The sequence below is a fragment of the Marivita sp. genome, assembly GCF_051251565.1.
GTDB lineage: Bacteria > Pseudomonadota > Alphaproteobacteria > Rhodobacterales > Rhodobacteraceae > Marivita.
This window is the reverse complement of sequence record NZ_JBPOFB010000009.1, coordinates 102,355-128,102: the sequence shown is the minus strand read 5'-3', so window position 1 is coordinate 128,102 and position 25,748 is coordinate 102,355. Positions and strand designations below refer to the sequence as shown.

The following is a 25,748-nucleotide window of genomic DNA, read 5'->3' as shown; positions in this document are numbered from 1 at the left end:
GCATGAAGTTTTTCGCTCATGCCGCATTTCCCCCGCTGCGAGCGCACGCAGCATAAAAACAAAATGGCCGGGTCGGGCTCAGAGCCGACGTTTGCTGCGATACGGTTAAATGGCTGGTATGGCCCACCTTGAAGGTGATCGGTCCATTACCAGACAATGGTTCTCTGGCTTGAATGTTACAAGATCACGATCTTTACTACTTTTTGCTGCACATTTTGCTGCACTAAATGCAACACTTCAGAAATATATTTCTCGCAATATCAAGGTCTTAAATTACTGAAATAAAACAATTTTCGGACTTCGTCTCCGCCATACACCCATTTTCATTCAGTTCTGTTGGCACTCATTCAACCCCTTATGGGGCTGTTTTTGTTGATCTATCTGTATTCGTTGTTGCTTTTGATTTCTCTTCGAATACCACGGTTTCTATTCATTGTGTGCAACGAAACTGAAAACAGCCGCGTAAATTCTACGGCTGAGACCCCTTGTTAATGGGGGGATTACCATTCAAACAAGTCAGCCGGGCGTCCGAGGCGGGATCAGCTTCGTACACAATCTCTTTGGTTTGGCCGCCTGAAATCCAGGCCGCAGGATAAATCATCAGCGCTACAAGTTAACCCAACAGTCCCGTCACGATTTATCCGGAGGTTGCTTGGCCTTGTCTTCTGCACATTTCAGAACCTCCCGCACCTCACTCTCATTGCGATAGCCGATCAGGATACCCGCCTTCACTTCGCCAAGGCTGCAATCGCGCGCGGCGATTTGCTTATCCGACATGGTGGTGCGCTGCGATGTCCGTCGGGTCCAGTCAAAAAACAGCCGTTCAAGCCGGGCCAATTCCTGAATATGAGTGGGATCCGCGCCCAGATCGGTCAACTCGTCCGGGTCTATTTCCAGATCGAAAAGCATCGGCCGGAAACCTTCGGCGAAAATGTATTTCCAACGCCCGTCGAACAGCATGGTCAGCTTTGAATCCTTGACCTCAACTCCAAGACGTTTGCGCACATCGCGCATCGAATAGTCATATTCGGACACCGCAACATCGCGGACGCGGTCCGTCTGGCCATGTAGGACAGGACGCAGTGACCGACCCTCGATGATGTGCGGGACAGGCGCGCCGCCGAAATAATCGAGGATGGTGGGCACCACGTCGATGGCTTCCACCAAGGTTGAGGATTTCTGACCGCGCGTCGCGTCGGCCTTGGGGCTCGGGTCGACGACGATCAGCGGAATCCGGGCCGACGGGTCGTGAAACAGCTCTTTCTCCCCCATCCAGTGATCGCCGAGGTAATCACCATGATCCGAGGTGAAGACGATCATCGTTTCGTCGGTCAGGCCCTGTTCCTCGACAAAGGCCATCAGTCGGCCGATCTGGTCGTCGAGCTGTTTGATCAAGCCCATATAGGCGGTCAGAACACGGGTGCGCGCGGTGTCGTCGCTGAAGGCGCGCGACACGCGTTCCTGCATGAATGCGCCGTAAACCGGATGCGGATCGACCTTTTCCGCCTCGCTGCGCACCGGGTCCAGATGTGTCTCGGGACCGTACATGTCATGGTAGGGCGGCGAGACGATATAGGGCCAGTGCGGTTTGATATAGCTCAGGTGCAGGCACCAGGGCGTGTCCCCGGCTTCGCGGATGAAATCCATGGCCCGCCCGGTGATATAGGGCGTCTCGCTTTCCTCGTCGGCGGCGCGCGCGGGTTTGTCGGCGTTGTCGAGAAACCAGCCGCTCAGCAGATTGCCATCGTCGTCCTCGGCGCTGTTGGCGACGCTGTGCCAGGGGTTTTCGTCCGCCCAGCCGCGCTTTTTCATGAAGCTGTCATAGGCCGCGTTGCGCGGGTAGCGCGGGCCGTCGGGGTGTAGCCCGTCTTCGCGCTCAAAAGGTTCAAACCCGCATTCCGAAACCAATACGCCGATCTCGCTGTCGGGAGACAGCCCCAGTCGGCGCATGCCCTCGATATCGGCGCTCATGTGGGTCTTGCCGCAAAGTGCGGTGCGCACGCCCAGCGGACGCAGGTGATCGCCCAGCGTCATTTCCCCCACTTTCAGCGGGATATTGTTCCACGTCGAGCCATGCGAGCTGACGTAGCGCCCGGTGTAGAAAGACATCCGTGACGGTCCGCAGATTGGCGACTGAACATAGGCGCGGTCAAACAGGACGCCGCGCGCGGCCAGACGGTCGATATGGGGCGTGTGCAGATGCGGGTGTCCGGTGCAGGACAGATAGTCCCACCGAAGCTGGTCGCACATGATGAAAAGAACGTTCTTCGGCATTGATCCGGACCATCCGTCGTCAGGCCGGGGCGGTGTCGCCCCGGCCGGGTTTCTTGTTAAATGCGCCCAATGCCGGGGATTGTCACACCCAATTCTTCGAGCGCTCGAAGGGCTCCCGGGTGCAACGGCATATTGAGGTCGGCCACAGCCGCGTCGGGATTGATCGCTTTCAGCCAGGGCGCGCTGTCGCCCATATCCGCAACCCCCGCGAAGAAGGTCTTGGTCATCTGATAGATCATCTCTTCGTCGGCGTCTTGATTGGTGACGATACCGACAGTCACACGCAGGGTGGTCACGTCGCTCTCGTTTTGTTGGTTGTCGCCATAGACCCCGGCAGGCAGGACGCCAAGGCCAAAGCCCGGACGGTTCGCGATCGCCTTGACCGCGTCGCTTTCCAACTGGTCCTCGGGAATGCCCAAGAACCGGATCGGGTTGGTCACGGCAATCTGCGTGAGCACCGGACTTGGCGCGTTGGTCGGGTTGCAATAGACGTCGAGATTGCCATCCTGGAACGACGCGGCCGCGGCATCCCAGCCAAGCTTGACCGCCTCAAAATCCACGTCGGCCTCAAGCCCGGCAACATCCTTAAAGAGCCGCTCCATCGTGGAATAGGCCGCACCACCCGGAGGGCCGAGGAAGACGCGCTTGCCGCGCACATCATCAAAACTCCGGATACCGGAGCTTTCATAGACGGCGATGTGATAGACCCCCATCGGGAAATTCAGCACAGCCCGCAGTTTGCTGGCCAATTCAGGCGCTTCATCAATTTTTTCGAACATCGCGCGTTGGTTGGACATCAGCGCGTGCAGTGCCGGGGAGGACATGCAGAACGCCGTCTGCCCCATCGCCACTTCAAGAACGTGGCGGGTCGCAGCACCCGTGGCGTTGATCTGGATCTCGAAGTCCGGCATTTCCCGGTTCACAATATTGGCGAAGGTGGTCATCACCAGATTGGGGCTCGTGCCCGGCCCCAGTGTCGACATGCGCAGCAGTTCCTTGGCAAAGGCGATACGCGGCAGCATCGCAAGGGTTGCGGCTGTCGCGGTCCCGGTCAGGACGTTGCGGCGGCTGAGTTGTTTTGTTTTCATGATGTTTTTCTCCCTGTATATGGTCATGAAATCTGGTTTTTGGCAGTCAGTTCCAACCGATCGAGATACATCAGCCCCACCGCGAGGGCGGTGGCGATCCACGATACGGTCGGTCCGAAGAAGATGAGCGCGGCAGCAAGCCCCAAGCCGACAGGCACCATGTAGGCTTTGCCCGAGCGCGGGTAACAGGCGCGCGAAATCAGCACGGTCGCAAGCATCACAAACAGGATTGACTGCACAGACTCGGTCCAGTGGAAGCCGGTCCCCAGCAACAGCGCCGGTTGGTAGATGAACGCAAACGGGATCACGAACCCTGGAAGAGCCAGCCGCGACGCTTCGAACGCGGTGCCCATCGGACTGGCGCCCGCGATCGGCGCTGCGGCAAAAGCGGCCAGCGCTACAGGCGGTGTGATGGCCGACAAGACGCCGAAATAAAGCACAAACATATGGGCGTGGACAATCGGCACACCAAGCTTTTGCAGGGACGGACCCATCACGAGGACGATGATCAGATAGGCTGGCACGGTTGGCATGCCCATGCCCAGCAGCAGGCAGGCAAAAGCCATCAGGATCAACGATACGATAAGCTGGTCTTCGGCGAGGCTCGACAACAGCGAGGCAAACCGCAGGCCCACGCCGGTCAGGTTCAACACACCGATCACGATCCCGACGGCCCCGACGATCACCACCAGCTGCGCTGATATCACACCTGCCGAGCGGATGAATTTCAACCAGGCGTGTCCATTGATCAACAGGTCGGGACGTATGGCAAAACCCAGAACCGCGGCCAGCGCGACACCGACAAAGCCGGCATAGGCAGGGGAAGACCCTCCCACCATGGTGACCACGATACCAGCAAGCGCGAGCACAAAGACAATCATCTGCGCGAGTTCACGCCAGTTGAACGAGATTTTCGGCTGGGCCTCCTCGTTGAGATCCATATTGCGTGCAGCGCTTGAGATCGCAACAAACAGGCCACCATAATACAGCAGGGCAGGTACGGCGGCGGCAAGGCAAATCGTCAGATAGGGCACGCTGGTGACGTCAGCCATGATGAAAGCCACGGCCCCCATGATCGGCGGGGTGATCTGACCGCCACTGGAGGCGGCAGATTCCACAGCCGCCGCGAAACGGGGAGAGAACCCGCGTTTCTTGATCAGTGGAATGGTGATGACACCTGTGCCCACAACATTTGCAACGGCGCTGCCGGATATCGTGCCGAACAATCCGCTTGCCACTGTGGCTGCGGCCGCAGGGCCGGATCGCATGCGTCCCGTCGCTGCCATGGCCAGCCTGACAAGCACGACGTCAATCGCCAGAAGCTCCAGAAGTGCGCCGAAAACGATGAAGATCAGAATGGTGGACACAACCGTGGCCATCGGGCGCCCAAAGACGCCATCGAACGAAAACCATAGAACGGTCATCAATTCCTCGGTGGAAATCCCCGCATGTCGCAGAAAACCCGGTGCAAGATGTCCAAAGGCACCATAGGCGAGCAATGTGCCAGCAACCACCGCCATAACTAGGCCGACCGACCGCCGGGTCAGTTCGATGACGGCCACCAGACCAAGAATCCCCAACCAGATATCAGTTGTGGTCAGAAAATAGAGACCGGTTTCGATCTCTTCTGCGGCACGGAAATACTGGTAGACGCTCAGGAACAAGGCGATTGCCACCGCAACCAGAAAGCCGCGATCCAGAATGCCTGCGGATCGCTCAAGGCTTGAGAGGATGATCAAAAGGCCGCCTGCCAGCAGCATCCCAACACGGAGGTAGGAATCGGAGAATACGCCAAAGACCGAAACGTAGAACACGACACTGACGACCGCGAGTGACAGCACAGCAATTGCGTAATCCGGATACGCGGATTTTCTAGATTCCAACACAACTTCCTCCCCAAGTGTGACGGCTCCTGTCAGCCTCATTCTCCGATTCGAGGCATGGTGCGCGTGAAACAAAGGTATTGATCCGCAGGCCTTCTGTCGATTTAGTGTTCCACTAGGTGAAACGCGCGTATGACAAAACTCAATCGATCCATCGAACGCGGACTTATGGTGCTCGAAGTCATCCATACTTCGGGTGTAAGTTCGCTTTCCTTTCTGGCAGCGCAGACCGGGCTTTCAAAACCGACGTTGTTGCGTATCTGTGCAACTATGGAAGGCCGGCGCTGGCTGATCCGCAGAAGCAGTGATGGATGTTACCAACTCGGTTCTGCATTTCCGCAGTCTGGCGGTGTTCCGGATCTGGTCGACCGATTGGTGGCCGCCGCCAAGCAAGAGATCGTGCGCCTGTCCAAGGAAACCGGGTTGGGCGTCGATCTGGCCGCTGCCATCGGCGGGGGCCGGACGGAGATCGTGGATACCACCCGCGCGTTCAAGAAACATGGAGTTTATCCGGGGTCTGTGGGTTTCCGACCCTCCCCTGTCTTTTCGGCTCTGGGCGTTGCCTATCTCTCGGGTCTTTCCAAAACAGAGCTGTCCGAGACGATGCAAGAGTTGGCCAAGAAACTGCCCCGCGAAGATGCCGCGGCCTTTCCGCGACTGCCGCAGCTTTTGAAGACCGCTGCTGAAAAAGGCTACGCCGCGAGGGCGCAGGCGCACTGGGGCCGGGCGGTGGATTATGGCGAACTCCCGGCGGCCATCGCGGTTCCGATCCTCGCACGCAAGGAGGTTGTCGGAGCTGTAAATCTGGTCTGGAATGCAGCCGATCAATCGGTCGAAGATGTCGCCAAAGCCCACCTTTCAAGGCTAAAAGGGACTGCGAAGATCATCGGTCAGAGCTATGCGGACATTGTTTGATGCGCGCTCATGATCCGCCGTTCCTTGCGCTCCGCGCTGGCAGGATGGTCCCGGTGCATGCTCCGAAGCCAATGCAGTAACCGTCGCCTTGCGCGTTGCCCTGCAATGTCAGGGTATCGCCGTCTTCGATAAAGGTGCGGGTTTGCCCGTCATCGAGGGTGATGGCGTCTTTGCCACCCCATGTCATTTCCAAAAGCGAGCCGAACATGCCCTTCTCAGGACCGGAGATTGTCCCGGAGCCGAGCAGATCGCCGGTGCGCATGGCACATCCCGATGACGCATGATGCGCAAGCTGCTGTGCCGCCGAGTAATACAAGGTGTTGTAGTTCGTCCGGCAGATCACCGTCGGCGTGCCATTGGGGGCGGTCATGCTCACTGACAAATCGATGTCATAAAGCATCGGCCCGGTGTCACGGATGTGGGGCAAAAGTTCCTTTTCGCGCGGCGGCGTGGCGCATCGGAAAGGGGCAAGGGCGGATTTCGTCACCACCCAGGGACTGATCGTCGTGGCAAAGGCCTTGGCCTGAAAGGGCCCAAGCGGCTGGTACTCCCAAGCTTGAATATCGCGCGCCGACCAGTCGTTCAGCAAGACATAGCCAAAAATCATGTCGTCGGCTTCATCCACGCTGACGGTGTCGCCCATTTCGGATGGGACGCCCACGACCGCTCCCATCTCCAGCTCAATGTCGAGCCGTTTGCAGGGGCCAAAGCTTGGCATGTCATCTTGCGGACCCTTCATCTGACCCATCGGCCGATGGAAATCTGTCCCGGAGACCACAACCGTCGAGGCACGCCCGTTATAGCCGATGGGAATGTGCAGCCAATTCGGAGGCAGGGCATTCGCCGGATCGCGAAACAGCGAGCCGACATTGAACGCGTGTTGGCGACCGGCATAGAAGTCCGTGTATTCGGCAACCGTGAACGGAAGGTGCATCGTGACGCCGGACAAGTCGTGCAAGGCATCGGCGACCGCTTGGGTCTTGTTGCCCTCACGCAGAAGATCGGTCAGCTTTTGGCGGACGTCGTTCCAGACCTCCTTCCCCTTGGCCATGAAGGTGTTGAGCGCAGGCGCATCGAACCCGTGATCGGGCAAGAGCCCGGCTGCTTGCAGTGCACCAAGGTCCAGCACATTGTCGCCGATGGCCACAGCGCAACGCGGCGCATCGCCTGCGGAAAAGACGCCGAAAGGCAGGTTGTTCAGGGGAAAGGGATTCTGGGGAGCGTTTGCAGTCTCAACCCAGGAGCGGATCAGATCGGGCATTGGAATATCCTTTGTCAGGGTGCGTCCGGTTGGTTTTCGGGGCGCGCTGCATCGAAAGCGGGCAGGTCTAGGCAGCGCGCCTCAATCTGCGTCAGGCGGGCAAAGGGCGTCAGGTCACACCCCCAGCGATGCGCGTTATAAAGTTGCGGCACAAGGCACAAATCAGCCAAGCCCGGCACGTCGCCGAAGCAAAAGGGCGCGTCGGGATCGATCAGTGTGCTGAACGCCGCAAAGCCGCTGGTCATCCAGTCTGTCATCCACGCAACGGCCTCTTCCTCACTGTGGCCCATGGACTTGAGTCGTGCGATCACCCGCAGGTTGTTCACCGGATGGACATCAGCGGCGATGGTAAAGGCGGCAGCACGGACCTTTGCCCGCGCAACTGCGTCGGTGGGCAAAAGCGCCGGATCAGGGTGCGTTTCTTCCAGCCAATCAAGGATTGCCATCGACTGGGTCAAAACCGTCCCGTCGTCCAGAACAAGGGTCGGCACGCCGAGGCCGGGGTTCAACGCGGCATAGTCCGGCGCCTTTTGCTCGCCTGACACAAGGTCGACCGGGACTGGCTCAAAATCCAGCCCCTTGAGGTTCATCGCGATCCTCACACGGTAAGAGGTGGTGGAGCGCCAATAGGTGTAAAGCTTCATTTCTTGCCCGGTGTGCCATCGAACTTTTTCTCGATGTTCTCCCAACAGTCGATGTAATTGTCCTGAAGCGGGGCTTCTTTGCCTGCAAATTGTGTCAGTTGCTGCGGGAACCGTGTCTCGAACATGAAGGACATCGTGTTGTCCAGCTTGTCGGGGCCAAGATTGGCGTTCGAGGCTTTTTCAAAGGCGTCGCGGTCCGGACCGTGCGGCAGCATCATGTTGTGAAGGCTCACGCCGCCCGGAACAAAGCCCTGCGGTTTGGCGTCATATTGGCCATAGATGTTGCCCATCATCTCGGACATGATGTTCTTGTGATACCACGGAGGGCGGAACGTGTTTTCAGCCACCATCCAGCGTTCGCGGAACAGCACAAAGTCGATATTCGCTTTGCCCGGCTGACCGGAAGGGGCGGTTAGCACCGTAAAGATCGACGGGTCTGGGTGATCAAACAGGATCGCGCCAACCGGGCAATAGGTGCGCAGATCATATTTGTAAGGCGCGTAATTGCCGTGCCATGCGACCACATCCAGAGGGCTTTGGCCGACCCTGGTTGTATGGAACTGGCCACACCACTTCACGGTCACGGTCGAGGGCACTTCGCGGTCTTCAAAGGCTGCGACGGGTGCCTTGAAATCGCGCGGGTTGGCCATGCAGTTCGCGCCAATCGGGCCGCGGCCCGGCAGCTCGAATTTCTGGCCGTAGTTTTCGCACACGAACCCACGCGCAGGGCCGTCGAGAAGCTCAACCCGGTAGACCAGACCACGCGGCAGAATGGCGATTTCCTTAGGCTCGACATCGATGATACCCAACTCCGTCGCAAAGCGCAGGCGACCTTCCTGAGGGACCACCAGCATTTCACTGTCGGCAGAGAAGAAATACGCGTCCTCCATCGATTGCGTCACCAGATAGATATGCGTGGCCATACCGACCTGAGTGTGCACGTCGCCCGCCGTCGTCATCGTGCGCATGCCCGTAAGCCAGTTCAACGGCTCATCCGTAAGCGGGATTGGATCCCAGCGGTACTGGCCCAGTGACGTCACATCGGGATGAATGTCAGGGGCTGAGCGGAAATGCGGCAGATCAATTTTCTCGTAGCGGTGGGAATGCTTGACTGAGGGACGGATGCGGTAGCACCACGTCCGTTCGGGCCGCACATCGGTGAATGCCTTTCCCGAGAGTTGCTCGCCATAAAGTCCATAGTTCGCCTTTTGTGGCGAATTCATGCCCTGCGGCAGAGCGCCGGGCAGTGCCTCGGTCTCAAAATCGTTGCCAAACCCCGGCATGCAACCTGGCGTAGTTGGCATGCCATTGGCTTTCACAAGGGGTGTTGGGTTCTGAGTGTTCATTTCATGCCTCCTGCGTCCTAATGGCGGTTTGCGCCATCAACTACGATTTCACAGGACGCTAGTTTGCACGGATAAATGGGTCAAAGCATCGTTTCACCAAGTGAAACTTTAGGGCACGGAAGGCAACGACTTTGGAAAGATTTGATTTGGAATCATCGAGGTATCAATTGCGTCTTAAGCGGACCTGCCAAGGTTTCCGACCATCGCAATTGACAGAAACGGTACTCGCGAACGCTAAGCGGATCGTCGAGTGAGACGCCAGAGCAACTTTCGCTTTTGTAGGTCCAGTGAAGTCAACAGCTTAGAAATATGGTGGAGCCTCTCTTCGTTTCCGCCATACACCCTATCACGTGACGAATTTCCCTTTGCCATAACACCGCTTGGTGGGCTGTTGATTTCGACTGATGTGTCTGTCCGATCCCGTTACCGCTCGCCTCTGCGGTAAGGGGCCATGAGCGCTTCCGGGACTTCGGCACGGCGGGCGACGAGGATCAGGGCGACGATCGACAGCACATAGGGTACCATCAGGAAAAGCTGATACGGCACGCCGTCGACCACGTTTTGCAGACGCAACTGGTAGGCATCGAAGAACGCGAAGAGCAGTGCGCCGATCAAGGCTTTGCCGGGCCGCCATGAGGCGAAAACCACCAGGGCAATACAAATCCAGCCGCGGCCTTGCACCATTTCCGGGAAGAACGAGTTGAACGCGGCCGTGGTCAGAAACGCGCCGCCTAAAGCCATCAGCGCAGACCCGGCGACAATGGCTCCGATCCGCAGGGCGTTCGGGTTTAACCCTTGCGCCTCGACGGCGTGGGGGTTTTCGCCAGTCATGCGGATGGCCAGCCCAAGAGGTGTGCGCGTCAGAACATAGGCCATCACCGCAACCGAGATCAGCGCGAGATATGTGGGGGCCGTCTGGGTGAACAGGATAGGGCCCAGCACGGGCAGGTCTGAAAGGACGGGGATGTCCAGCGGGCGGAAGGGCTCAATGGTTGGGGGCGTTTCGCCCACCTCGACGATCAGGCGGTAGAGGTAATAGGCCAGCGCCGATGCAAACAGTGTGATGCCAAGGCCCGAGACGTGCTGCGACAGGCCCAGTGGCACAGTCAGCCCAGCATGCAGCAGCCCCATCAAGCCCCCGCTTGCGGCGGCAATCGCCAGCCCCATCCACAGGTCGCCACCCAGATAGACAGTCAGCCATCCGGCCATGGCGCCCATGGTCATGATGCCCTCGATTCCAAGGTTCAGCACGCCTGCACGTTCACACAAAAGCGCACCCAGAACGCCAAAGATCAGCGGCGTGGCAATGCGCAGCACCGCTTGCCAAAGGCTCGTGTTGGTCAGGATTTCGAGGGCTTCGATCATCGGCGCAACCTGTAGGTTGTGAACAGAAGGGCGACCAACATGGTCAAGAGGGACAGCGCAACGATCACATCTGCGATAAAGCTTGGCACACCTGTGGCGCGGCTCATGGCGTCTGCGCCAACAAACACCGTGGCTACAAAGATCGCCGCCGCGACCACGCCTGCGGGATGAAGGGCTGCCAGCATGGCAACGACGATCCCGGCATAGCCGAACCCGGGTGACATGGTGGTGGTGACGCCGCCGGTGACGCCCATCACCTCGATCGCGCCAGCAAGCCCGGCCAGCGCACCTGACAGAAGGGCAACGCCCATGATCGTGCGCGGCAGAGAGATGCCTGCAAAGGCCGCTGCGGGTGCATTCAACCCGGCAGCACGGGTTTCCACGCCAAATACGGTGCGGGTCAGGATCAGCCAGATCGCCCCGGCGGTCGCAATCGCGATCAACAGGCCGACATGCAGGCGACTGCGGGGCACCAGATCAGGCAGGCGGTAGGCGCCATCCACCGGCACCGATTGGGGCCAGCCAAAGGCCAGCGGGTCGCGCAGCGGGCCCTCGATCATCAGGCCCACGAACAGGATCACGATGAAATTGAGCAGCAGGGTTGTGACCACTTCGTCCACCCCAAAGCGCAGGCGCAAGAAAGCCGGTCCGGCAAGCAACAACGCGCCTGCTGCCATGCCACAGATCATCAAAACGGCCATGCCCATCGGGCCGGGCAGGGCCAGCGAATGGCCGATCCACGCAGTAGTGAGCGCGCCGACATAGAATTGGCCTTCGCCACCGATGTTCCACAGCCGCGCGCGGAAGGCGACGGCGGCGGCAAGGCCGGTCAGGATCAGCGGTGTGGCACGGGTCAGCATCTCGGTGATCGACAGGCGTGACCCCAGCGCGCCGCGCAGCATCTCGGCATAGGCGGTCAGTGGGCTGACCCCGGCGGCGGCGATCAAACCGGCGGCCAGCACAAGGGCGGCAAGGATGGCGCCCAAGGGGGCGGCGGCGATCAAAGACAAGGGCACGTTTTCGCGTCTCTCAAGCCGCATCAGACGTCTCCCAGACACCGGCCATCATAAGGCCCAGACGTCTTGGATCAGCCTCGTCCGCGGTGACGGACTGCGATAATCGGCCTTTGACGATGGCCTGAATCCGGTCGGACAATTGCACGGCCTCTTCCAGTTCTTCCGAGATCAGCAGGATCGCGGCCCCCTTGGCCCGTGCGGCCAGCAATTCGGCATGTACGGCGGCAATCGCGCCTTCGTCCAGTCCGCGGGTCGGTTGGTTGGCCAGCAGAAACGCCGGCTCTGTGGCCAGGCACCGGCCCAGGATCAGCTTTTGCATATTGCCCCCTGACAGCAGCCTGATGCGGGTGTCCGGGGTGGCCCCGCGCACGTCAAAACGTGCGATCAGGTCTGCGGCATGGCTGCGGGCGGCGGATTGGCGGACAAAGCCCGATTTGGAAAACTCGGGGCTGCGCAGACGTTCCAGCACCGCGTTTTCCCACACCGTCATTTCGCCAACCGCGCCTTCGGCATGGCGGTCTTCGGGCACGCGGGCCGCTCCGGCTTGGATCAGGCCGCGTGGCCCGAGCTGTCCCGCATTGACGCCATTGAGCGTCAGGCTGCCTGCGCTTGGGTGCATCAGCCCGGACAACAGCGCGCCAAGCGCGCCTTGGCCATTGCCGGACACCCCGACGATGCCAAGAATTTCGCCTGCGTGAACGGTGAAAGACACATCGTTCAGTTTGGTTTCACCCTCATCGCTCACGGTGACATGGTTTGCACTCAGGACAGGCGCGCCGATCTTGTGGTCCTCGCGCACCGGGCGTTCGACTTTTCGGCCCACCATAAGTTCTGCCAGTTCGGCGGGCGAGGTTTGGGCGGTTTTGCGCTCGGCCACCATCTTGCCGCCGCGCAGAACGGCCACGCGGTCGGAGGCGGCCATCACCTCGTGCAGTTTGTGGCTGATAAAGATCAGCGACAGCCCGTCTTTCGTCATCCCGCGCAGGGTGTCGAACAGGCGTTTGGCTTCGGGGCGGGCCAGAACGGCTGTGGGTTCATCCAGGATCAGGACGCGCGCATCGCGGTAAAGCGCCTTGAGGATCTCGATCCGCTGGCGTTCCCCGACCGACAGTCGGGACACTTTTCTGTCGGGATCAACCGGCAGGCCAAAGCGGTCCGAAATCGCCATCAGTTTCTTGCGCGCCGCCGCAGTGTTGGACCGCAGGCGTCCCAACGGCTCGGACCCCAGCATGACGTTTTCCAACACCGTCAGGTTGCCTGCCAAGGTGAAATGCTGGTGCACCATACCAACGCCAGCGGCAATTGCGGCGCGCGGTTTGCCGGGGGGCAGGGTTTCGCCAAAAACACGGACCTCGCCTTCGTCGGCGTTGTAATGGCCGAACAGGATGTTCATCAGCGTTGTCTTGCCCGCGCCGTTTTCGCCAAGCAGGGCCAGAATTTCGCCCTGACCCAGATGCAGCGAGACGTTTTCATTCGCTGTCAATGCGCCGAACCGCTTGGTGATATTGGACAATTCAAGAACGGCGGTCATGTTGGCAATCCGGCGATAGGGTGTGGAAAGGGAACTGGCGCAGTGTGCGCGAGGTTGGCGGCAAGTGCCAGCAGCTCTGCGTCTTTTCCCAGCGGTGCAAACAGTTGCGCGCCGATGGGCAGACCGTTGGTGACGGCTGCCGGAAAGGCAAGCGCTGGCAGACCGGCGATATTGGCAAGGCTGGCCATCGGGGCGATCTGGGCCATGCGGGCGAACCGTGTCGCGGCAGAGGTTTCGCTGTCCGAAAAGCTGCCGATCTTGGGCGGTGTGCCGGACAGGACCGGCATCAGGAGTGCGTCAACGCTGTCAAACAGTGCGGCGGCGTCGTGGCTGAGGCGTGCCAAATCGCGGGTGATCGCAAAGACCTGCGTTCCGGTCATCGCGCGGCCCTCATGCGCGATGGCGGCAGAAATAGGTGTGATGTCAGGTTCGATCAGGCCAAGCGCGTCGATCCAATCGGCCAAGGACACGCTCAGGATCATTCGGGCGGTGTGGTCGCAGGCCTGTGCCAGTTGGTAGGGCGGGGGCATCTCTGTCACGACGTGTCCGTGTTCCCTGAGCGTTGCAGCGGTGGCTTTCAGCGCGGCCACCGTTTCAGGTGCGGTTTCCTCGGGCAGGCAGAGGCCGATGCGGAAAGTCTGATCGCGGCGTGCGTCTGGCGGTGTGCCGGTGACGGCATGGAACACGGTGGCCACATCCCGCAAAGAGCGCGCAAGGACCAGCTCTGACGCAATCCCCATCAGATGATTGCCGAAATCCGGCCCCTCAGGCGTTGCGCCGCGCGACGGCTTGAGCCCCCACACTCCGCAGCACGCGGCGGGCACGCGGATGGACCCTGCCGCATCGGTGGCGTGCGCAATGGCGACAATGCCGCTGGCCACGGCCAGTGCTGCACCGCCGGATGATCCGCCCGCCGAATGCGTTGGGTCAAACGGGTTGGCCGCCGGTGGCATCCCGCGCGGTTCAGTGCTCAGCGCCAATCCGAATTCGGGAACTGAGGTCAGCCCGAATGGCACCAGTCCCATCGCCCGGAACTGTGCAAACAGAGCGCTGTCTTTGGTCGGGTCTTCTGCACGCGTCCGCAAGGCCGGGACGCCTGCGGCGATCCCCAGACCGTGTGCGGCTGACCCCAAGTCCTTGCCCAGAAAGGGTACGCCGGAAAACGGCCCCGGCGCAGCACCATCCGCCGCCGCCAAGGCCACGTCTTCAGTCAGTACCCGGCATACGGCTCCGGGTACGTCTTTTGCGCACGCAAGGCTTGCTGCCATTGCGGCGCGCGGTGTGACCCGCCCGTCGGCAATGGCAGCGGCAAGGGCCGTTGCGTCCGTCACGGACGATCAGGCGGGCTCGTTCGCGTCGATAGGAACCTCGAACTCGCCTGCCTGAATGGCGGCGCGCTTGGCTTCCATGGCGGGCACGGCATCGGCAGGGACCATGCTGTCCACATAGATCAGGTCGTTGCCGCCGTACTGCATGAACGAAAACTCGGTGTAGTCCTTGCCCACCGGGGTGCCTGCGGCGATGTCTGCAACGATGGCCTCGATCGTGGGGCCATAGTTCCAGATCGCGTTGGCGAACACGGTTTCCGGATAGCGCGGCGTGTAGTCGATAAGAGATCCAATCGCCTTGACGCCCTTGCTTTCCGCCGCGTCTGCCGTGCCGATGCGTTCACCGAACAGGATATCCGCGCCGGAATCGATCTGTGCAATCGCCGCTTCTTGTGCGCGGGCCGGATCGAACCAAGCACCGATAAAGCCGTTGAGGAAGGTCGCGTCGGGGTTCACTTCGCTCACACCCATGCGGAAGGCGTTGATAAGCAGATTGACCTCGGGGATCGGGTATCCGCCCACGGACCCAAAGACATTGCTTTCGGACATTTTGCCCGCCAGCATCCCGGCCAGATAGGCGGCTTCGTGGTTGCGGGTGCCAAAGACGCCAAAGTTGTCACCCTCGGGGCCGCCGGACGATCCCATCAGGAACGCGGTCTCGGCGTAATCAGCGGCCACTTCGCGTGCCTCGCGCTCTACGGCATAGGATTCGCCCCAAACAAGCTGCACACCGCTTTCGGCGTATTCGCGCATGGCACGGGGATAATCCGTGGCGGCAACGCCTTCGGAGAATTCATATTCGATGAGCCCAGATTCGGCGGCTTGTTGCATGGCAAGGTGAATGCGGCTGTTCCACGCATTTTCGACGGGCGAGGCGTGCACACCGGCCACACGCATCACGGTTTGCGCATTCACGCGGCGGATATATGCAGGCAGAGCAAGCGTGGCAGCAGCACCGACAAGCAGGCTTCGGCGGGTTGTGGTCAGGGTCATGGCAGTATCCTCTGTGTTGGGTCTTGGTTTATGTGTTTTGCGGCGGGGCATAGTCCGCCGGGTTCACGCTGTCGGGGCGACCCGGCAGCGAAAGCTGTGCAACGCGCGGTGCGGTGCGGGAAAGGACCTTGCCGCCCCGGATCACCGCAAGTCGCGTCGCTTTGAGGCGAACCGCCTCAATGGGATCGCGGGCTTGCAGCAGCACCATGTTCGCCGGTCCGCCAGTCCGCAAGGTGGGATCGGGCAGGCCCATCGCCGCCGCGCCGCTCAATGTGACAGACTGGAACGCCCAGGCCATCGCCTCGCGCGAGGTCATGGGCACGGCATGCACCCCCATATGCGCCACTTCGAGCATGTCAGCAGAGCCAAGCGGATACCACGGATCCATGGTGCAATCCTGCCCGAAGGCCACGTTCACGCCAGCCGCACGCAATTCCTGAACGCGGGTCAGGCCGCGACGGCGCGGATAGGTGTCGGACCGCCCTTGAAGCGTGATGTTGATAAGCGGGTTGGGCACGACATGCATGCCCGATTCCGCAATCAGCGGGATCAGCTTGGACGCGTAGTAATTGTCGTAGGAATGCATCGCGGTGACGTGGCTTGCCACCACACGACCGCCCAGACCCAGCCGTGTTGTTTCGGCAGCCAGCGTTTCAACATGGCGCGACATGGGATCGTCGCTTTCGTCGCAATGCAGGTCAACGGGCAGGCCGCGATGGGCTGCGATTTCACAAAGCCGTTTCACCGACCGCGCACCGTCCTCCATTGTGCGTTCAAAATGTGGGATGCCACCCACAACATCGACACCCATATCCAATGCGCGCAGCAGGTTCTCTTCGGCCCCTTCGGCGCGGAACAGACCGTCCTGCGGAAAGGCCACCAATTGCAGGTCGATATAGGGGGCCACCTTTTTGCGAACCTCCAAAAGCGCCTCAACCCCGGTCAGGGGTGCGGTGCTGACATCGACATGGCTGCGGATCGACAACAGCCCCTGTGCCACGGCCAGATCGCAATAGCGCAGCGCGCGTTCGACCACCGCATCAACCGTCAGCATGGGCTTAAGCTCGCCCCAAAGGGCGATCCCTTCCAGCAATGTGCCCGACTGATTCAGACGCGGCAGACCGAGGCTGAGCGTGGCATCCATGTGGAAATGTGGATCGACAAAGGGCGGCGAGACAAGCTGGCCCTCGGCGTCGATGACCTCTGCGGCGTCGCCAGATACAGTTGGCCCAAGGTCGGCGATCTTGCCGTCCTTGATTGCGATGGTCACAGGGCCTCGCCCATCGGGCAAGGTTGCTTTTTTTATGAGCAGATCAAACATAGCCTCACCCGTTGGAATCCGTGCACGATACGCGCAGGACACGGTTTTCCCAAGCGTTTAGAAAAACTTGGCGAACAAGGCACCCAAAAAAGCTGGATTTCAAAGGCACCTGCCTTGGTTTTTTGAAAATGGTCAGTTCTTGTGCAGAGTGCCGGGGGCGCTCGCCTTTATCGTTTGGGGGTGTGCAGGATGGCGTGCCCGATCACTCGGTGTCGATGGCTGTGTCGAGATCGGCCAGATCGGGGGCGGGAAGCCGCGCCAACAGGTCTGACACGGCGTTGCGGCAGGCCTCGCCGTGCCAGCCTTGGGCAAACAGCTCCTCGGGAAACGGGGGCACCCGCAGGATCAAGCGCCGCCATTCATGCACGATCAGCACGCGCAGCGCCGTGGCATGCAGCAGTGGCGCGCCTTCAAGCCCTGTGTCGGCTTGCACATAAGCCAGCCGTCTGTGCAGCGCTTGCGAGGCGGTCTGTAGATCGGTTGGGCAGAGCTTGTCTGCCACCCATTTCGGAACGGGTCGTGACGGATCAAGAGGCACTGCCCAATGGGTGGGAAGCCATGTTGACTGGTCCGATACGAAAAGGCGCGGTGCGATCTGTACCATCGTGCTGCCCCGTGGCGCAGGTGCTGCGTCTGCTTGGGCCATCGGGTCTTCGGTCACCAGAAAAAGCGGCGCATCCGCAGGGCTGGGGCCGTAGACCCGGTGCCATGCTGCGTTGGTGGTGTCGCGCCCGGTGTTGGTCAGGCCATAGCGCGATTGACGGCCCAGTCGGTGACTGTCGATCCAGCCCTCTTTGCGCAAGCGGTGCAGTGCCACGCGGGTCGCCTCGGGTTTGATCCCGATGGTGGCTGTGAGCGCCGCGATCGTGGTGCCAGACATGCGCGCCTCGGGCGCGATGGCAAGGTCGCCGAACATGGTCACCAGAAGCGACCACACCCTTGGCGGTGTGCCCCCCAGAAGGTGATGTATGGTGTGATCCAGCCCGGTGTCCTGCATGTCACCCCGATACGCGCCCACAGGCATATCGCCAAGCCTCAGCGCGGTGTCGCGTAGGCATTCATCGTCAGCAGTTCATATTCTGCAACAGGGTCACCATCGTGGTTGCGCAGGGCAACTTGCCAGCGCACTTCGCCATAGGTGTCGGTGCGGCGGGTCTTGGCCTTGACCGTCAGCTGTACCTTGATCCGATCACCCGCGCTGACGGGCTTTTGAAAGCGCAGCGTGTCAAGGCCGGTATTCGCCAGCACGGGGCCTTCGCCGGGATCGACAAACAGACCGGCGGCAAAGCTGATCAGAAGGTAGCCGTGCGCAACGCGGCCCGGAAAGAACGGGTTCCGCCGTGCTGCGGCGTCATCCGTATGGGCATAGAACGTGTCGCCGGTGAATTCGGCGAATTGTGCGATATCCTCCAGCGTAATCTCGCGGTCTTGGGTGTGAAGCGTGTCGCCTATGTTCAGAGCGTCAAAGCTGCGGCGGAACGGATGGCTGGGGCTTTGGGTCGCGGTTGCGCCCGGCACCCATTGGCCGGTGACGGCGGTCAGGATATCGGGACTGCCCTGCACCGCCGTGCGCTGCATATAGTGCAACACGCCGCGCACACCGCCCAATTCCTCACCACCGCCCGCGCGCCCCGGTCCGCCATGGACCATGTGCGGCACCGGTGCCCCGTGGCCTGTCGCCTCGGCCATGCTGTCGCGGTTGTTGATATAAAGCCTTCCGTGGAACGCGCCCGCACCCAACACGACCTCGCGTGCGACCTGTGGGTCATGCGTGATAACCGACGCCACCAAGCTGCCGTGCCCCCGGTTTACAAGGGCGATGGCGTGCGCAAGGTCGCGGTAGCCCATGATTGTGGCGACGGGGCCGAAAGCTTCGGTGTCGTGCACACGGGTGGCGCTGTCGGGATCGGCGCAGTGATACAGCATCGGCGGCAGGAACGCGCCGTTTTGCGCGTCGTCCCCGTGGATCGGGAATGCGTGCGGGTCCCCGTACACGCGCGTGGCCTCTGTGGCCAGCGTTGTGCATTTGGCAAGCACGTCGCGGCGCTGCGCATCCGACACCAGCGCGCCCATGCGGGTGGCAAGATCGCGTGGATCGCCGATCACCGTGGCGCGCAGTCGGTCAGACAGGGCTGCAATCACCGCATCCACCTGCGTCTCGGGCGCGATGATCCGGCGGATGGCGGTGCATTTTTGCCCTGCCTTGGTGGTCATCTCGCGGTGCGCCTCTTGGACGAACAGGCCGAATTCAGGCGTGCCGGGCACCGCGTCCGGGCCAAGGATCGACGCATTCAGGCTGTCTTGTTCCGCCACGAACCGCACCGAATTGCGCAACAGGGTCGGCGCGCTGCGCAAGGCAAGGGCGGTGTCGGCAGAGCCGGTGAAACTGACCACGTCTTGCGGGCCAAGGTGGGCGAGCAGATCACCAAGCCCGCCGGTCACAAGCTGAATTGTACCATCTGGTAAAATTCCGCTTTCGAGCATCAGCCGCACGCAGGCTTCGGTCACGTAACAGGTCGCCGTGGCAGGTTTGACGATGGCCGGGACACCGGCCAGCAGAGTGGGTGCAAGCTTTTCCAGCATGCCCCAGACCGGGAAATTAAATGCGTTGATATGCACGGCAACCCCCTGCAACGGGGTGCAGACATGCTGTCCGACGAAGCTGCCCTTGCGCGACAACTGCTCGACCCCACCATCGAGATAGACATGCCCATCCGGCATCTCGCGCCGCCCCTTTGAGGCGATGACCAGCATCGTGCCGATCCCACCATCGACGTCGATCAAATGGTCCTGTTGCGTGGCCCCGGTGGAAAAGCTCAGGTCATAGAGAAGCTGTTTGTGTCCTTGCAGGTGCAGTGCCAGCGCCTTGAGCATGCGGGCGCGGTCATGGAACGTCAGGGCGCGCAATGCGGGTCCGCCGACCCGCGTGGCATGCTCGATCAGCGCGCCCGTATCCACACTGGCCCGACCCGCGCGGGCAATCACCTTGCCGGTCACCGCATCGGCGATATCGCGGGCACTGCTGTCCGGGGCGACCCATGCACCGGCAATGAAACTTTGCACATCCCGAATGGTCATCGCCGTCCCCCCTTGGCTGCCCTAAGTATTTGACCGGGCGCAGACTTCATGCAAGCGTCATGACCATGACACCGCAAGACAGGGCTGAAAAAGCCGCACAAAGCATGTGGGACCGCGACCATGCCTCGCACTGGATGGGGATGGAGCTGATCGACGTGTCCGAAGGGCGCGCGGTCATTGAAATGAGCGTGTCGCAGCACCATTGCAACGGGCATGGCATGTGCCATGGTGGCGTGATCTTTGCCTTGGCCGACAGTGCCTTTGCCTTTGCGTGCAACAGCCGCAATCAGGCGACAGTCGCGCAGCACAATGTCATCACCTACATCGCATCAGGCCGGATGGGAGACCGGTTGCGCGCCGAAGCGACCGAGATTTCATTGACCGGGCGCAGCGGCATCACCGATGTGACTGTCACCAACCAGACCGGCAGCGTGATCGCAGAATTTCGCGGGATGTCGCGGGCGATCAAGGGAACCGTGTTCGACGAGGCGTAGGGGAGGCGCCGCGTGTATGAAGGATTTGTCACCAAAACCGTCCGACCTTGACCCGATCGAACTGGCGTCGATTGATGAAATCCGTGGTCTCCAACTGGACCGGCTGCGCTGGTCGCTGCGCCATGCCTATGACAACGTGGCCATGTACCGGGCGAAATGCGACGCGGTTTGGGTGCATCCTGATGATCTCACAGACCTGTCTGATCTGACGAAGTTTCCGTTCACGTTCAAATCCGATCTGCGCGACACCTATCCGTTTGGCATGTTTGCCGTGCCGCGCGACCAGATCATACGGGTGCATGCGTCGTCGGGGACCACGGGCAAGCCGACTGTGGTGGGGTATACCAAAGCCGATATCGACATGTGGGCCGATGTGGTCGCGCGGTCGCTGCGGGCCTCGGGTTTGCGGGCGGGGGATATGGTGCATGTGGCTTATGGCTATGGCCTTTTCACCGGGGGACTTGGCGCGCATTACGGGGTGGAAAAGCTTGGCGGCACGGTGGTGCCGATGGGGGGCGGGCAGACCGAAAAGCAGGTAAGTCTCATCACTGACTTTCAGCCAAAGGGCATCATGGTCACACCGTCCTATATCCTTAATATCCTGGAGGCGTTCCACAAGGCGGGGCTGGACCCGCGTGCATCGTCGCTAGAGTTGGGGGTGTTCGGGGCGGAACCCTGGACCAACGCGATGCGGCTTGAGATTGAGGCGGCGTTCGACATGCATGCCGTCGACATCTACGGCTTGTCCGAAGTGATCGGGCCGGGGGTGGCCAATGAATGTGTGGAAACCAAAGACGGTCTGCACATTTGGGAAGATCATTTCTACCCCGAGGTTATTGACCCTGAGACCGGCGCGGTCCTGCCCGATGGGGAAAAGGGCGAGTTGGTGTTCACCACTCTGACCAAGCAGGGGATGCCGGTGATCCGCTACCGCACGCGCGACCTCACGCGGCTTTTGCCCGGCACCGCGCGAACGATGCGGCGGATGGAAAAGGTGACGGGGCGCAGCGACGACATGATGATCCTGCGGGGCGTGAACGTGTTTCCGACCCAGATCGAGGAAGAGGTGATGGCAACCGGCGGGCTTGCCCCCTATTTCCAGATCGAGCTTTACAGCGCGGGGCGTCTGGACGCGATGCGTGTGCTGGTCGAAGCGATGCCAAATGCCGCCAGTGACCTGTCCCGTCAGGCCGCCGCGACCATGCTGACCGAACGGATCAAGGATCATGTCGGCGTGTCGGTCACCGTCGATGTGGGCGATCCCGGATCGGTGGCACGGTCGCAGGGCAAGGCTGTGCGCGTGGTAGACAAGCGCAATCCGGCGTGACGGTTACTGGTCGTAGTCCACCATGATGCGGGTCGTGACCGGGTAGGATTGGCAAGACAGGATGTAGCCCTGTGCAACTTCGTAGTCCTCAAGCGCGTGGTTGGCGACCATGTCCACTTCGCCCTCCAACAGCTTGCATTTGCAGGTGGAACACACCCCGGCGCGGCAGGCATGCGGCGCGTCCAGGGCATTTTCAACGGCCGCTTCGAGCACGGTCATGGTGCGGTCCATGTCAAAGGACCGGGACACCCCGTCCAGCGTGACCGTGGCTTTGATCGCATCGGTTTCGAGGGTCGCGGCCGCCGTGCTGCGGCGTTGAAGCCGCCCTGTCTGGGCACTGGCGAACAGCTCGAACTTGATCTGATCCTTGGTCAGCCCGTGATCCTTGAGTGACCCGGCGATGGCCAGCATCATCGGTTCCGGCCCACAGATGAAAGCGGTGTCGACGCTTGAAATTTCGATCCAATGTTTGAACAGCGCCGTGCATTTGTCGGCGTCGATGCGGCCCTCGAACAGGTCGATATCCTGCGCGTCGGTTTCCAGAATGTGGATAACGCTGAACCGACCCATGTGCTGGTTCTTGATGTCCTCCAGTTCCTCTCGGAACATGATCGAACTGACGCTGCGATTGGCATAGACCAGCGTGACATGAGCCAGTGGTTCCGCGACCAGCACGGTTTTCAGGATCGAAAGGATTGGCGTGATCCCCGATCCGCCTGCAAAGGCGAGGTAGGTTTTTGCCTTGTCCGGCTCCAGCGCGGTGTGAAACTTGCCCATCGGTTCCATCGCGTCGATGACCATGCCGGGCACGAGGTCGCTGTTGGCCCATTGCGAAAATGCGCCATCCGCGACTTTCTTGATACCAACGCGCAACACGCCTTCATGTGCGCCGGAACAGATCGAATACGAGCGGCGCAGTTCGACCCCGTCAAAACCGCGCTTGAAAGTCAGGTACTGGCCTTGGGTGAAGGTGAAATCGCCACCATCGCGTGCCTTTAGTGTGACCACGACCGCGTCGCGGGTGGTTTTTTGCACATCGGTGACGGTAAGGGGAAAAAATCGCGCCATGTCAGAGCCTTGGGGTCAGATACATTTGAAGTAGTCGAATGGCTCGAGGCAGTCGTCACAGCGCCAATGGGCCTTGCACGGGGTCGAACCGAACTGGCTGACGCGGGTCACGCTTTGGCTGCCGCAGCGCGGGCAGGCGTCGGGGCCTCCGGCGGGGGACGGGGGAGCGATGCCATAGGCGGCCAACTTGGCGCGGCCCGCGTCGGACAGCCAGTCTGTGGTCCATGCAGGGGCGATCTGCGTCTTGATCCTTACGTTCCGTACGCCCCGATCGCGCAGCGCAGTTTCGATATCCAGCGCGATCACCGATGTGGCGGGGCAGCCGGAATAGGTGGGCGTTACCGAAATTTCGAGTGCGTCGCCGTCCCATATCACGTTCCGCACAATGCCCAGATCAACAATCGAGATCACTGGGATCTCGGGGTCGGGAACGTGGTCCAGCCAGCCCCAGATGGTGTGCACGTCGGGTGTCATCTCACCAAGTCGCACCGGGATAGGCACGCTGGAGCCATTGCATCTGCGTCAGCATATGGCCGAGGTGCTCGGTATGTCGAAAGCCGGTCTTGCCGCCGGACTGGGCATAGGCGCTATCGGGCTTGGTCAGTGTTGCCTCGGTCAGGATTGCGTCGATCCGGGTGTCGTAGCGCGTGCGCAGGGTGGCAAGGTCGGGGGCGATCTGTGCCGTGTGCATCGCGTCGTCGATGGCGTCTGGCGTGAACATTTCACCGACATAGGGCCACAGCAAATCCAGCGCCGTCTGCATGCGGGTATGGCTTTCGTCAGTCCCGTCACCAAGTCCGATCAGCGTCTCGGAGGATCGGTCGAGGTGATAGGTGACTTCCTTGAGGGCCTTGGCCGCGATGGCGGCAATGCGGTCGTCGGAGGCGGTGGTCAGGTCGGTCAAAAGCTCGAAGTGGAACGCGTCGAACAGGCATTGCCGCATCATGGTCTGGCCGAAATCGCCATTGGGTTGTTCGACCAGCAAAAGGTTGCGGAAATCCCAGACGTCGCGCAGCATCGCCAGATCATCGGCACTGCGTCCTTTGTTCTCGACCTGCGCCGCAAGGCCAAGCCACATCTGCGTCTGGCCGATCAGGTCCAGCGCGGTGTTGGCCAGCGCGATGTCCTCTTCCAGAACGGGGGCGTGACCGCACCATTCGCTGACGCGGTGGCCGAGGACCAGAGTGTTGTCGCCCAGCCGCAACAGGTAGTCGAAGAGTTGATCCGCCATCACATATGCCCCGCCTCGTCGGGGATGTCGAAGAAGGTGGGGTGGCGGTAGACCTTGCTTTCGGACGGCTCGTATAGCGGGCCTTTGTCAGATGGCGAAGACGCAGTGATATGCGCGGCCTCAACCACCCAGATCGACACACCTTCGTTGCGGCGGGTGTAGACATCACGGGCGTTCTTGAGCGCCATCTCGGCATCGGGGGCGTGCAGGCTGCCCACGTGACGATGGTTCAGCCCGTGCTGACCGCGGATGAAAACTTCCCAGAGGGGCCATTCGTGTTTCATGACGCAAGCCTTTCCGACAGATGCACAATTATTCCGCCGCCACTTTCGCCGCGCGTTTCTTCGCGGCATGGGCCATCAGCCCCTCGCGCACCCATGCGCCATCGTCCCACGCTTTGTTGCGCGCGGCGAGGCGTTCGGTGTTGCAAGGGCCATTGCCTTGGATCACGTCGAAGAATTCGGCCCAATCAGGTTCGGCGAAATCATAACTGCCTTTTGCCTCGTTCCAGCGTAGCGTCTTGTCTGGCACGGTCAGCCCAAGATATTCCGCTTGCGGAACGGTCTGATCGACGAATTTCTGGCGCAGCTCGTCATTGGTGTTCATCTTGATCTTCCAGCGCATCGACTGCGCGGAATGGACCGAATCCTTGTCTGACGGGCCGAACATCATGAGCGACGGATACCAGAAACGGTTGAGCGCATCCTGAGCCATCTTCTTTTGCGCGGGCGTGCCTTGTGCCATCTTCATCATGATGTGATAGCCCTGCCGTTGGTGGAACGACTCTTCCTTGCAGATGCGGATCATCGCGCGGGAATAGGGGCCGTAGCTGGTGCGTTGCAGCGGCACCTGGTTCATGATCGCGGCCCCGTCGACCAGCCAGCCCACCGCGCCCATATCGGCCCATGTCAGCGTCGGATAATTGAAGATAGAGCTGTATTTCATGCGTCCATCCAGCAGCATCTCGGTCAACTCATCCCGGCTGACCCCCAGCGTTTCGGCGGCGCCGTACAGGTAAAGCCCATGCCCCGCCTCGTCCTGAACCTTGGCGAGCAGGATCGCCTTGCGCTCAAGCGTCGGCGCGCGGGTGACCCAGTTGCCTTCGGGCAATTGACCAACGATTTCGGAATGGGCGTGTTGACCGATCTGGCGGATCAAGGTCTTGCGGTACCCTTCGGGCATCCAGTCCTTGGGTTCAATCTTGTCTCCGGCGTCAATCCGGCCCTGAAACGCGGCCAGCTTGTCGGGGTCTTCGACCGTTGCTTCTGAGGTGATCATCTGTGCGTACATGGCTTGACCGCCTGTGTGAAGTTCTGATGCTGAAACCCTATGCGATTGCTGCGAGTCGGGCAAGGATAGTGTTACCGTTTTGGTCGGATTAAACTAATTCGGTAACGCGTTACGTGACCTGTGTCGGTGGCTGGTCAAGCATCACACGCTCTCTTTCGGTAATTTTTACACGCAAATGCGCTGGGTATTCTCTTTCGTTTCCCAAAGAACCGAGAGGCTTGCGCCGGTCTTGTCTCCGGTGATTTTGCTGACCTGCGCCGGCACAAAATTCATGTTCCAATTCAGCGCACCTGTT

The 25,748-nt window shown here is 60.7% G+C and carries 22 protein-coding genes; 3 read left to right on the top strand and 19 right to left on the bottom strand.

What is annotated here, in order from left to right; genetic code table 11:
• Positions 1 to 630: 630 nt before the first annotated feature.
• Genes ACSHXH_RS13300 through ACSHXH_RS13290 form a run of 3 tightly spaced genes read right to left on the bottom strand, consistent with a single transcriptional unit; the run spans position 631 to position 5,287 of the window.
• Positions 631 to 2,274 carry a sulfatase-like hydrolase/transferase gene (locus ACSHXH_RS13300; protein ID WP_435672291.1) on the bottom strand — a complete coding sequence of 548 codons (1,644 nt, stop codon included), beginning with the start codon at positions 2,272 to 2,274 and terminating at the stop codon, positions 631 to 633.
• 56 nt (positions 2,275 to 2,330) lie between these two features.
• Positions 2,331 to 3,362 (bottom strand): TAXI family TRAP transporter solute-binding subunit, encoded by a 1,032-nt coding sequence (locus tag ACSHXH_RS13295; protein ID WP_435672290.1) that lies wholly within the window; start codon positions 3,360 to 3,362, stop codon positions 2,331 to 2,333.
• Between the two features lie 23 nt (positions 3,363 to 3,385).
• Complete coding sequence (locus ACSHXH_RS13290) at positions 3,386 to 5,287, bottom strand: TRAP transporter permease (protein WP_435672289.1); 1,902 nt, start codon at positions 5,285 to 5,287, stop codon at positions 3,386 to 3,388.
• A gap of 90 nt (positions 5,288 to 5,377) precedes the next feature.
• Between ACSHXH_RS13290 and ACSHXH_RS13285 the strand changes: the two genes are divergently transcribed.
• The gene (locus ACSHXH_RS13285) at positions 5,378 to 6,160 is read left to right on the top strand and encodes a helix-turn-helix domain-containing protein (protein ID WP_435672288.1); all 783 of its coding nucleotides are present in this window, start codon (positions 5,378 to 5,380) and stop codon (positions 6,158 to 6,160) included.
• Between the two features lie 7 nt (positions 6,161 to 6,167).
• Here ACSHXH_RS13285 and fahA read toward each other — a convergent pair whose 3' ends face one another.
• The 11 genes from fahA to paaZ all read right to left on the bottom strand — a co-directional run bounded on the left by fahA (position 6,168) and on the right by paaZ (position 20,043).
• The gene (fahA, locus tag ACSHXH_RS13280; protein ID WP_435672287.1) at positions 6,168 to 7,421 is read right to left on the bottom strand and encodes a fumarylacetoacetase; all 1,254 of its coding nucleotides are present in this window, start codon (positions 7,419 to 7,421) and stop codon (positions 6,168 to 6,170) included.
• Positions 7,422 to 7,435: 14 nt separating this feature from the next.
• Complete coding sequence (gene maiA, locus ACSHXH_RS13275) at positions 7,436 to 8,065, bottom strand: maleylacetoacetate isomerase (protein ID WP_435672286.1); 630 nt, start codon at positions 8,063 to 8,065, stop codon at positions 7,436 to 7,438.
• Positions 8,062 to 9,411, bottom strand: a complete 1,350-nt coding sequence (gene hmgA / locus ACSHXH_RS13270; protein WP_435672285.1) for a homogentisate 1,2-dioxygenase — start codon at positions 9,409 to 9,411, stop codon at positions 8,062 to 8,064. The genes maiA and hmgA overlap by 4 nt, the downstream gene beginning before the upstream one ends.
• A gap of 423 nt (positions 9,412 to 9,834) precedes the next feature.
• Positions 9,835 to 10,776 carry an ABC transporter permease gene (locus tag ACSHXH_RS13265; protein ID WP_435672284.1) on the bottom strand — a complete coding sequence of 314 codons (942 nt, stop codon included), beginning with the start codon at positions 10,774 to 10,776 and terminating at the stop codon, positions 9,835 to 9,837.
• A complete protein-coding gene (locus ACSHXH_RS13260) occupies positions 10,773 to 11,816 on the bottom strand; it encodes an ABC transporter permease (protein ID WP_435672283.1) in 1,044 nt (347 codons plus the stop codon). The genes ACSHXH_RS13265 and ACSHXH_RS13260 overlap by 4 nt, the downstream gene beginning before the upstream one ends.
• Positions 11,806 to 13,323: an ABC transporter ATP-binding protein gene (locus tag ACSHXH_RS13255; RefSeq protein ID WP_435672282.1), complete on the bottom strand. Its 1,518-nt coding sequence runs from the start codon at positions 13,321 to 13,323 to the stop codon at positions 11,806 to 11,808. The genes ACSHXH_RS13260 and ACSHXH_RS13255 overlap by 11 nt, the downstream gene beginning before the upstream one ends.
• Positions 13,320 to 14,654, bottom strand: coding sequence for an amidase family protein (locus ACSHXH_RS13250; RefSeq protein ID WP_435672281.1), 1,335 nt, complete (start codon positions 14,652 to 14,654; stop codon positions 13,320 to 13,322). Before ACSHXH_RS13250 ends, ACSHXH_RS13255 begins: the two co-directional genes overlap by 4 nt.
• Positions 14,655 to 14,660: 6 nt before the next feature.
• Entirely contained in the window at positions 14,661 to 15,644 is a 984-nt protein-coding gene (locus tag ACSHXH_RS13245; protein WP_435672280.1) for a BMP family protein, read from the bottom strand.
• A gap of 28 nt (positions 15,645 to 15,672) precedes the next feature.
• Positions 15,673 to 16,965: an amidohydrolase family protein gene (locus ACSHXH_RS13240; protein ID WP_435672279.1), complete on the bottom strand. Its 1,293-nt coding sequence runs from the start codon at positions 16,963 to 16,965 to the stop codon at positions 15,673 to 15,675.
• Positions 16,966 to 17,167: 202 nt separating this feature from the next.
• The gene (locus ACSHXH_RS13235) at positions 17,168 to 17,989 is read right to left on the bottom strand and encodes a PaaX family transcriptional regulator C-terminal domain-containing protein (protein ID WP_435672278.1); all 822 of its coding nucleotides are present in this window, start codon (positions 17,987 to 17,989) and stop codon (positions 17,168 to 17,170) included.
• An 11-nt stretch (positions 17,990 to 18,000) separates the two neighbouring features.
• Complete coding sequence (paaZ, locus tag ACSHXH_RS13230) at positions 18,001 to 20,043, bottom strand: phenylacetic acid degradation bifunctional protein PaaZ (protein WP_435672277.1); 2,043 nt, start codon at positions 20,041 to 20,043, stop codon at positions 18,001 to 18,003.
• A gap of 65 nt (positions 20,044 to 20,108) precedes the next feature.
• Between paaZ and paaI the strand changes: the two genes are divergently transcribed.
• Together paaI and paaK are read left to right on the top strand one after the other, a co-directional pair.
• Complete coding sequence (gene paaI, locus ACSHXH_RS13225; RefSeq protein ID WP_435672293.1) at positions 20,109 to 20,537, top strand: hydroxyphenylacetyl-CoA thioesterase PaaI; 429 nt, start codon at positions 20,109 to 20,111, stop codon at positions 20,535 to 20,537.
• 16 nt (positions 20,538 to 20,553) lie between these two features.
• Positions 20,554 to 21,864 carry a phenylacetate--CoA ligase PaaK gene (paaK, locus tag ACSHXH_RS13220; RefSeq protein ID WP_435672276.1) on the top strand — a complete coding sequence of 437 codons (1,311 nt, stop codon included), beginning with the start codon at positions 20,554 to 20,556 and terminating at the stop codon, positions 21,862 to 21,864.
• Positions 21,865 to 21,867: 3 nt separating this feature from the next.
• Here paaK and ACSHXH_RS13215 read toward each other — a convergent pair whose 3' ends face one another.
• From ACSHXH_RS13215 to paaA, 5 genes are read right to left on the bottom strand one after another with little or no spacing between them, the layout of a single operon-like run.
• Positions 21,868 to 22,932, bottom strand: coding sequence for a 2Fe-2S iron-sulfur cluster-binding protein (locus ACSHXH_RS13215; protein WP_435672275.1), 1,065 nt, complete (start codon positions 22,930 to 22,932; stop codon positions 21,868 to 21,870).
• A gap of 15 nt (positions 22,933 to 22,947) precedes the next feature.
• Entirely contained in the window at positions 22,948 to 23,406 is a 459-nt protein-coding gene (gene paaD, locus ACSHXH_RS13210) for a 1,2-phenylacetyl-CoA epoxidase subunit PaaD (RefSeq protein WP_435672274.1), read from the bottom strand.
• A gap of 1 nt (position 23,407) precedes the next feature.
• Complete coding sequence (gene paaC, locus ACSHXH_RS13205) at positions 23,408 to 24,163, bottom strand: 1,2-phenylacetyl-CoA epoxidase subunit PaaC (protein WP_435672273.1); 756 nt, start codon at positions 24,161 to 24,163, stop codon at positions 23,408 to 23,410.
• On the bottom strand, positions 24,163 to 24,447 hold the full coding sequence (gene paaB / locus ACSHXH_RS13200; RefSeq protein ID WP_292266213.1) for a 1,2-phenylacetyl-CoA epoxidase subunit PaaB: 285 nt from the start codon (positions 24,445 to 24,447) through the stop codon (positions 24,163 to 24,165). Before paaB ends, paaC begins: the two co-directional genes overlap by 1 nt.
• 28 nt (positions 24,448 to 24,475) lie before the next feature.
• Positions 24,476 to 25,453, bottom strand: coding sequence for a 1,2-phenylacetyl-CoA epoxidase subunit PaaA (gene paaA / locus ACSHXH_RS13195; RefSeq protein ID WP_435672272.1), 978 nt, complete (start codon positions 25,451 to 25,453; stop codon positions 24,476 to 24,478).
• Positions 25,454 to 25,748 lie beyond the last annotated feature (295 nt).

Excerpts from the sequence above, each read along its gene's own strand:
- ACSHXH_RS13300 (WP_435672291.1), bottom strand. The coding sequence starts at position 2,274 with ATGCCGAAGAACGTTCTTTTCATCATGTGCGACCAGCTTCGGTGGGAC.
- ACSHXH_RS13295 (WP_435672290.1), bottom strand. The coding sequence starts at position 3,362 with ATGAAAACAAAACAACTCAGCCGCCGCAACGTCCTGACCGGGACCGCG.
- ACSHXH_RS13290 (WP_435672289.1), bottom strand. The coding sequence starts at position 5,287 with ATGAGGCTGACAGGAGCCGTCACACTTGGGGAGGAAGTTGTGTTGGAA.
- ACSHXH_RS13285 (WP_435672288.1), top strand. The coding sequence starts at position 5,378 with ATGACAAAACTCAATCGATCCATCGAACGCGGACTTATGGTGCTCGAA.
- fahA (WP_435672287.1), bottom strand. The coding sequence starts at position 7,421 with ATGCCCGATCTGATCCGCTCCTGGGTTGAGACTGCAAACGCTCCCCAG.
- maiA (WP_435672286.1), bottom strand. The coding sequence starts at position 8,065 with ATGAAGCTTTACACCTATTGGCGCTCCACCACCTCTTACCGTGTGAGG.
- hmgA (WP_435672285.1), bottom strand. The coding sequence starts at position 9,411 with ATGAACACTCAGAACCCAACACCCCTTGTGAAAGCCAATGGCATGCCA.
- ACSHXH_RS13265 (WP_435672284.1), bottom strand. The coding sequence starts at position 10,776 with ATGATCGAAGCCCTCGAAATCCTGACCAACACGAGCCTTTGGCAAGCG.
- ACSHXH_RS13260 (WP_435672283.1), bottom strand. The coding sequence starts at position 11,816 with ATGCGGCTTGAGAGACGCGAAAACGTGCCCTTGTCTTTGATCGCCGCC.
- ACSHXH_RS13255 (WP_435672282.1), bottom strand. The coding sequence starts at position 13,323 with ATGACCGCCGTTCTTGAATTGTCCAATATCACCAAGCGGTTCGGCGCA.
- ACSHXH_RS13245 (WP_435672280.1), bottom strand. The coding sequence starts at position 15,644 with ATGACCCTGACCACAACCCGCCGAAGCCTGCTTGTCGGTGCTGCTGCC.
- ACSHXH_RS13240 (WP_435672279.1), bottom strand. The coding sequence starts at position 16,965 with ATGTTTGATCTGCTCATAAAAAAAGCAACCTTGCCCGATGGGCGAGGC.
- ACSHXH_RS13235 (WP_435672278.1), bottom strand. The coding sequence starts at position 17,989 with ATGCCTGTGGGCGCGTATCGGGGTGACATGCAGGACACCGGGCTGGAT.
- paaZ (WP_435672277.1), bottom strand. The coding sequence starts at position 20,043 with ATGACCATTCGGGATGTGCAAAGTTTCATTGCCGGTGCATGGGTCGCC.
- paaI (WP_435672293.1), top strand. The coding sequence starts at position 20,109 with ATGACACCGCAAGACAGGGCTGAAAAAGCCGCACAAAGCATGTGGGAC.
- paaK (WP_435672276.1), top strand. The coding sequence starts at position 20,554 with ATGAAGGATTTGTCACCAAAACCGTCCGACCTTGACCCGATCGAACTG.
- ACSHXH_RS13215 (WP_435672275.1), bottom strand. The coding sequence starts at position 22,932 with ATGGCGCGATTTTTTCCCCTTACCGTCACCGATGTGCAAAAAACCACC.
- paaD (WP_435672274.1), bottom strand. The coding sequence starts at position 23,406 with ATGACACCCGACGTGCACACCATCTGGGGCTGGCTGGACCACGTTCCC.
- paaC (WP_435672273.1), bottom strand. The coding sequence starts at position 24,163 with ATGGCGGATCAACTCTTCGACTACCTGTTGCGGCTGGGCGACAACACT.
- paaB (WP_292266213.1), bottom strand. The coding sequence starts at position 24,447 with ATGAAACACGAATGGCCCCTCTGGGAAGTTTTCATCCGCGGTCAGCAC.
- paaA (WP_435672272.1), bottom strand. The coding sequence starts at position 25,453 with ATGTACGCACAGATGATCACCTCAGAAGCAACGGTCGAAGACCCCGAC.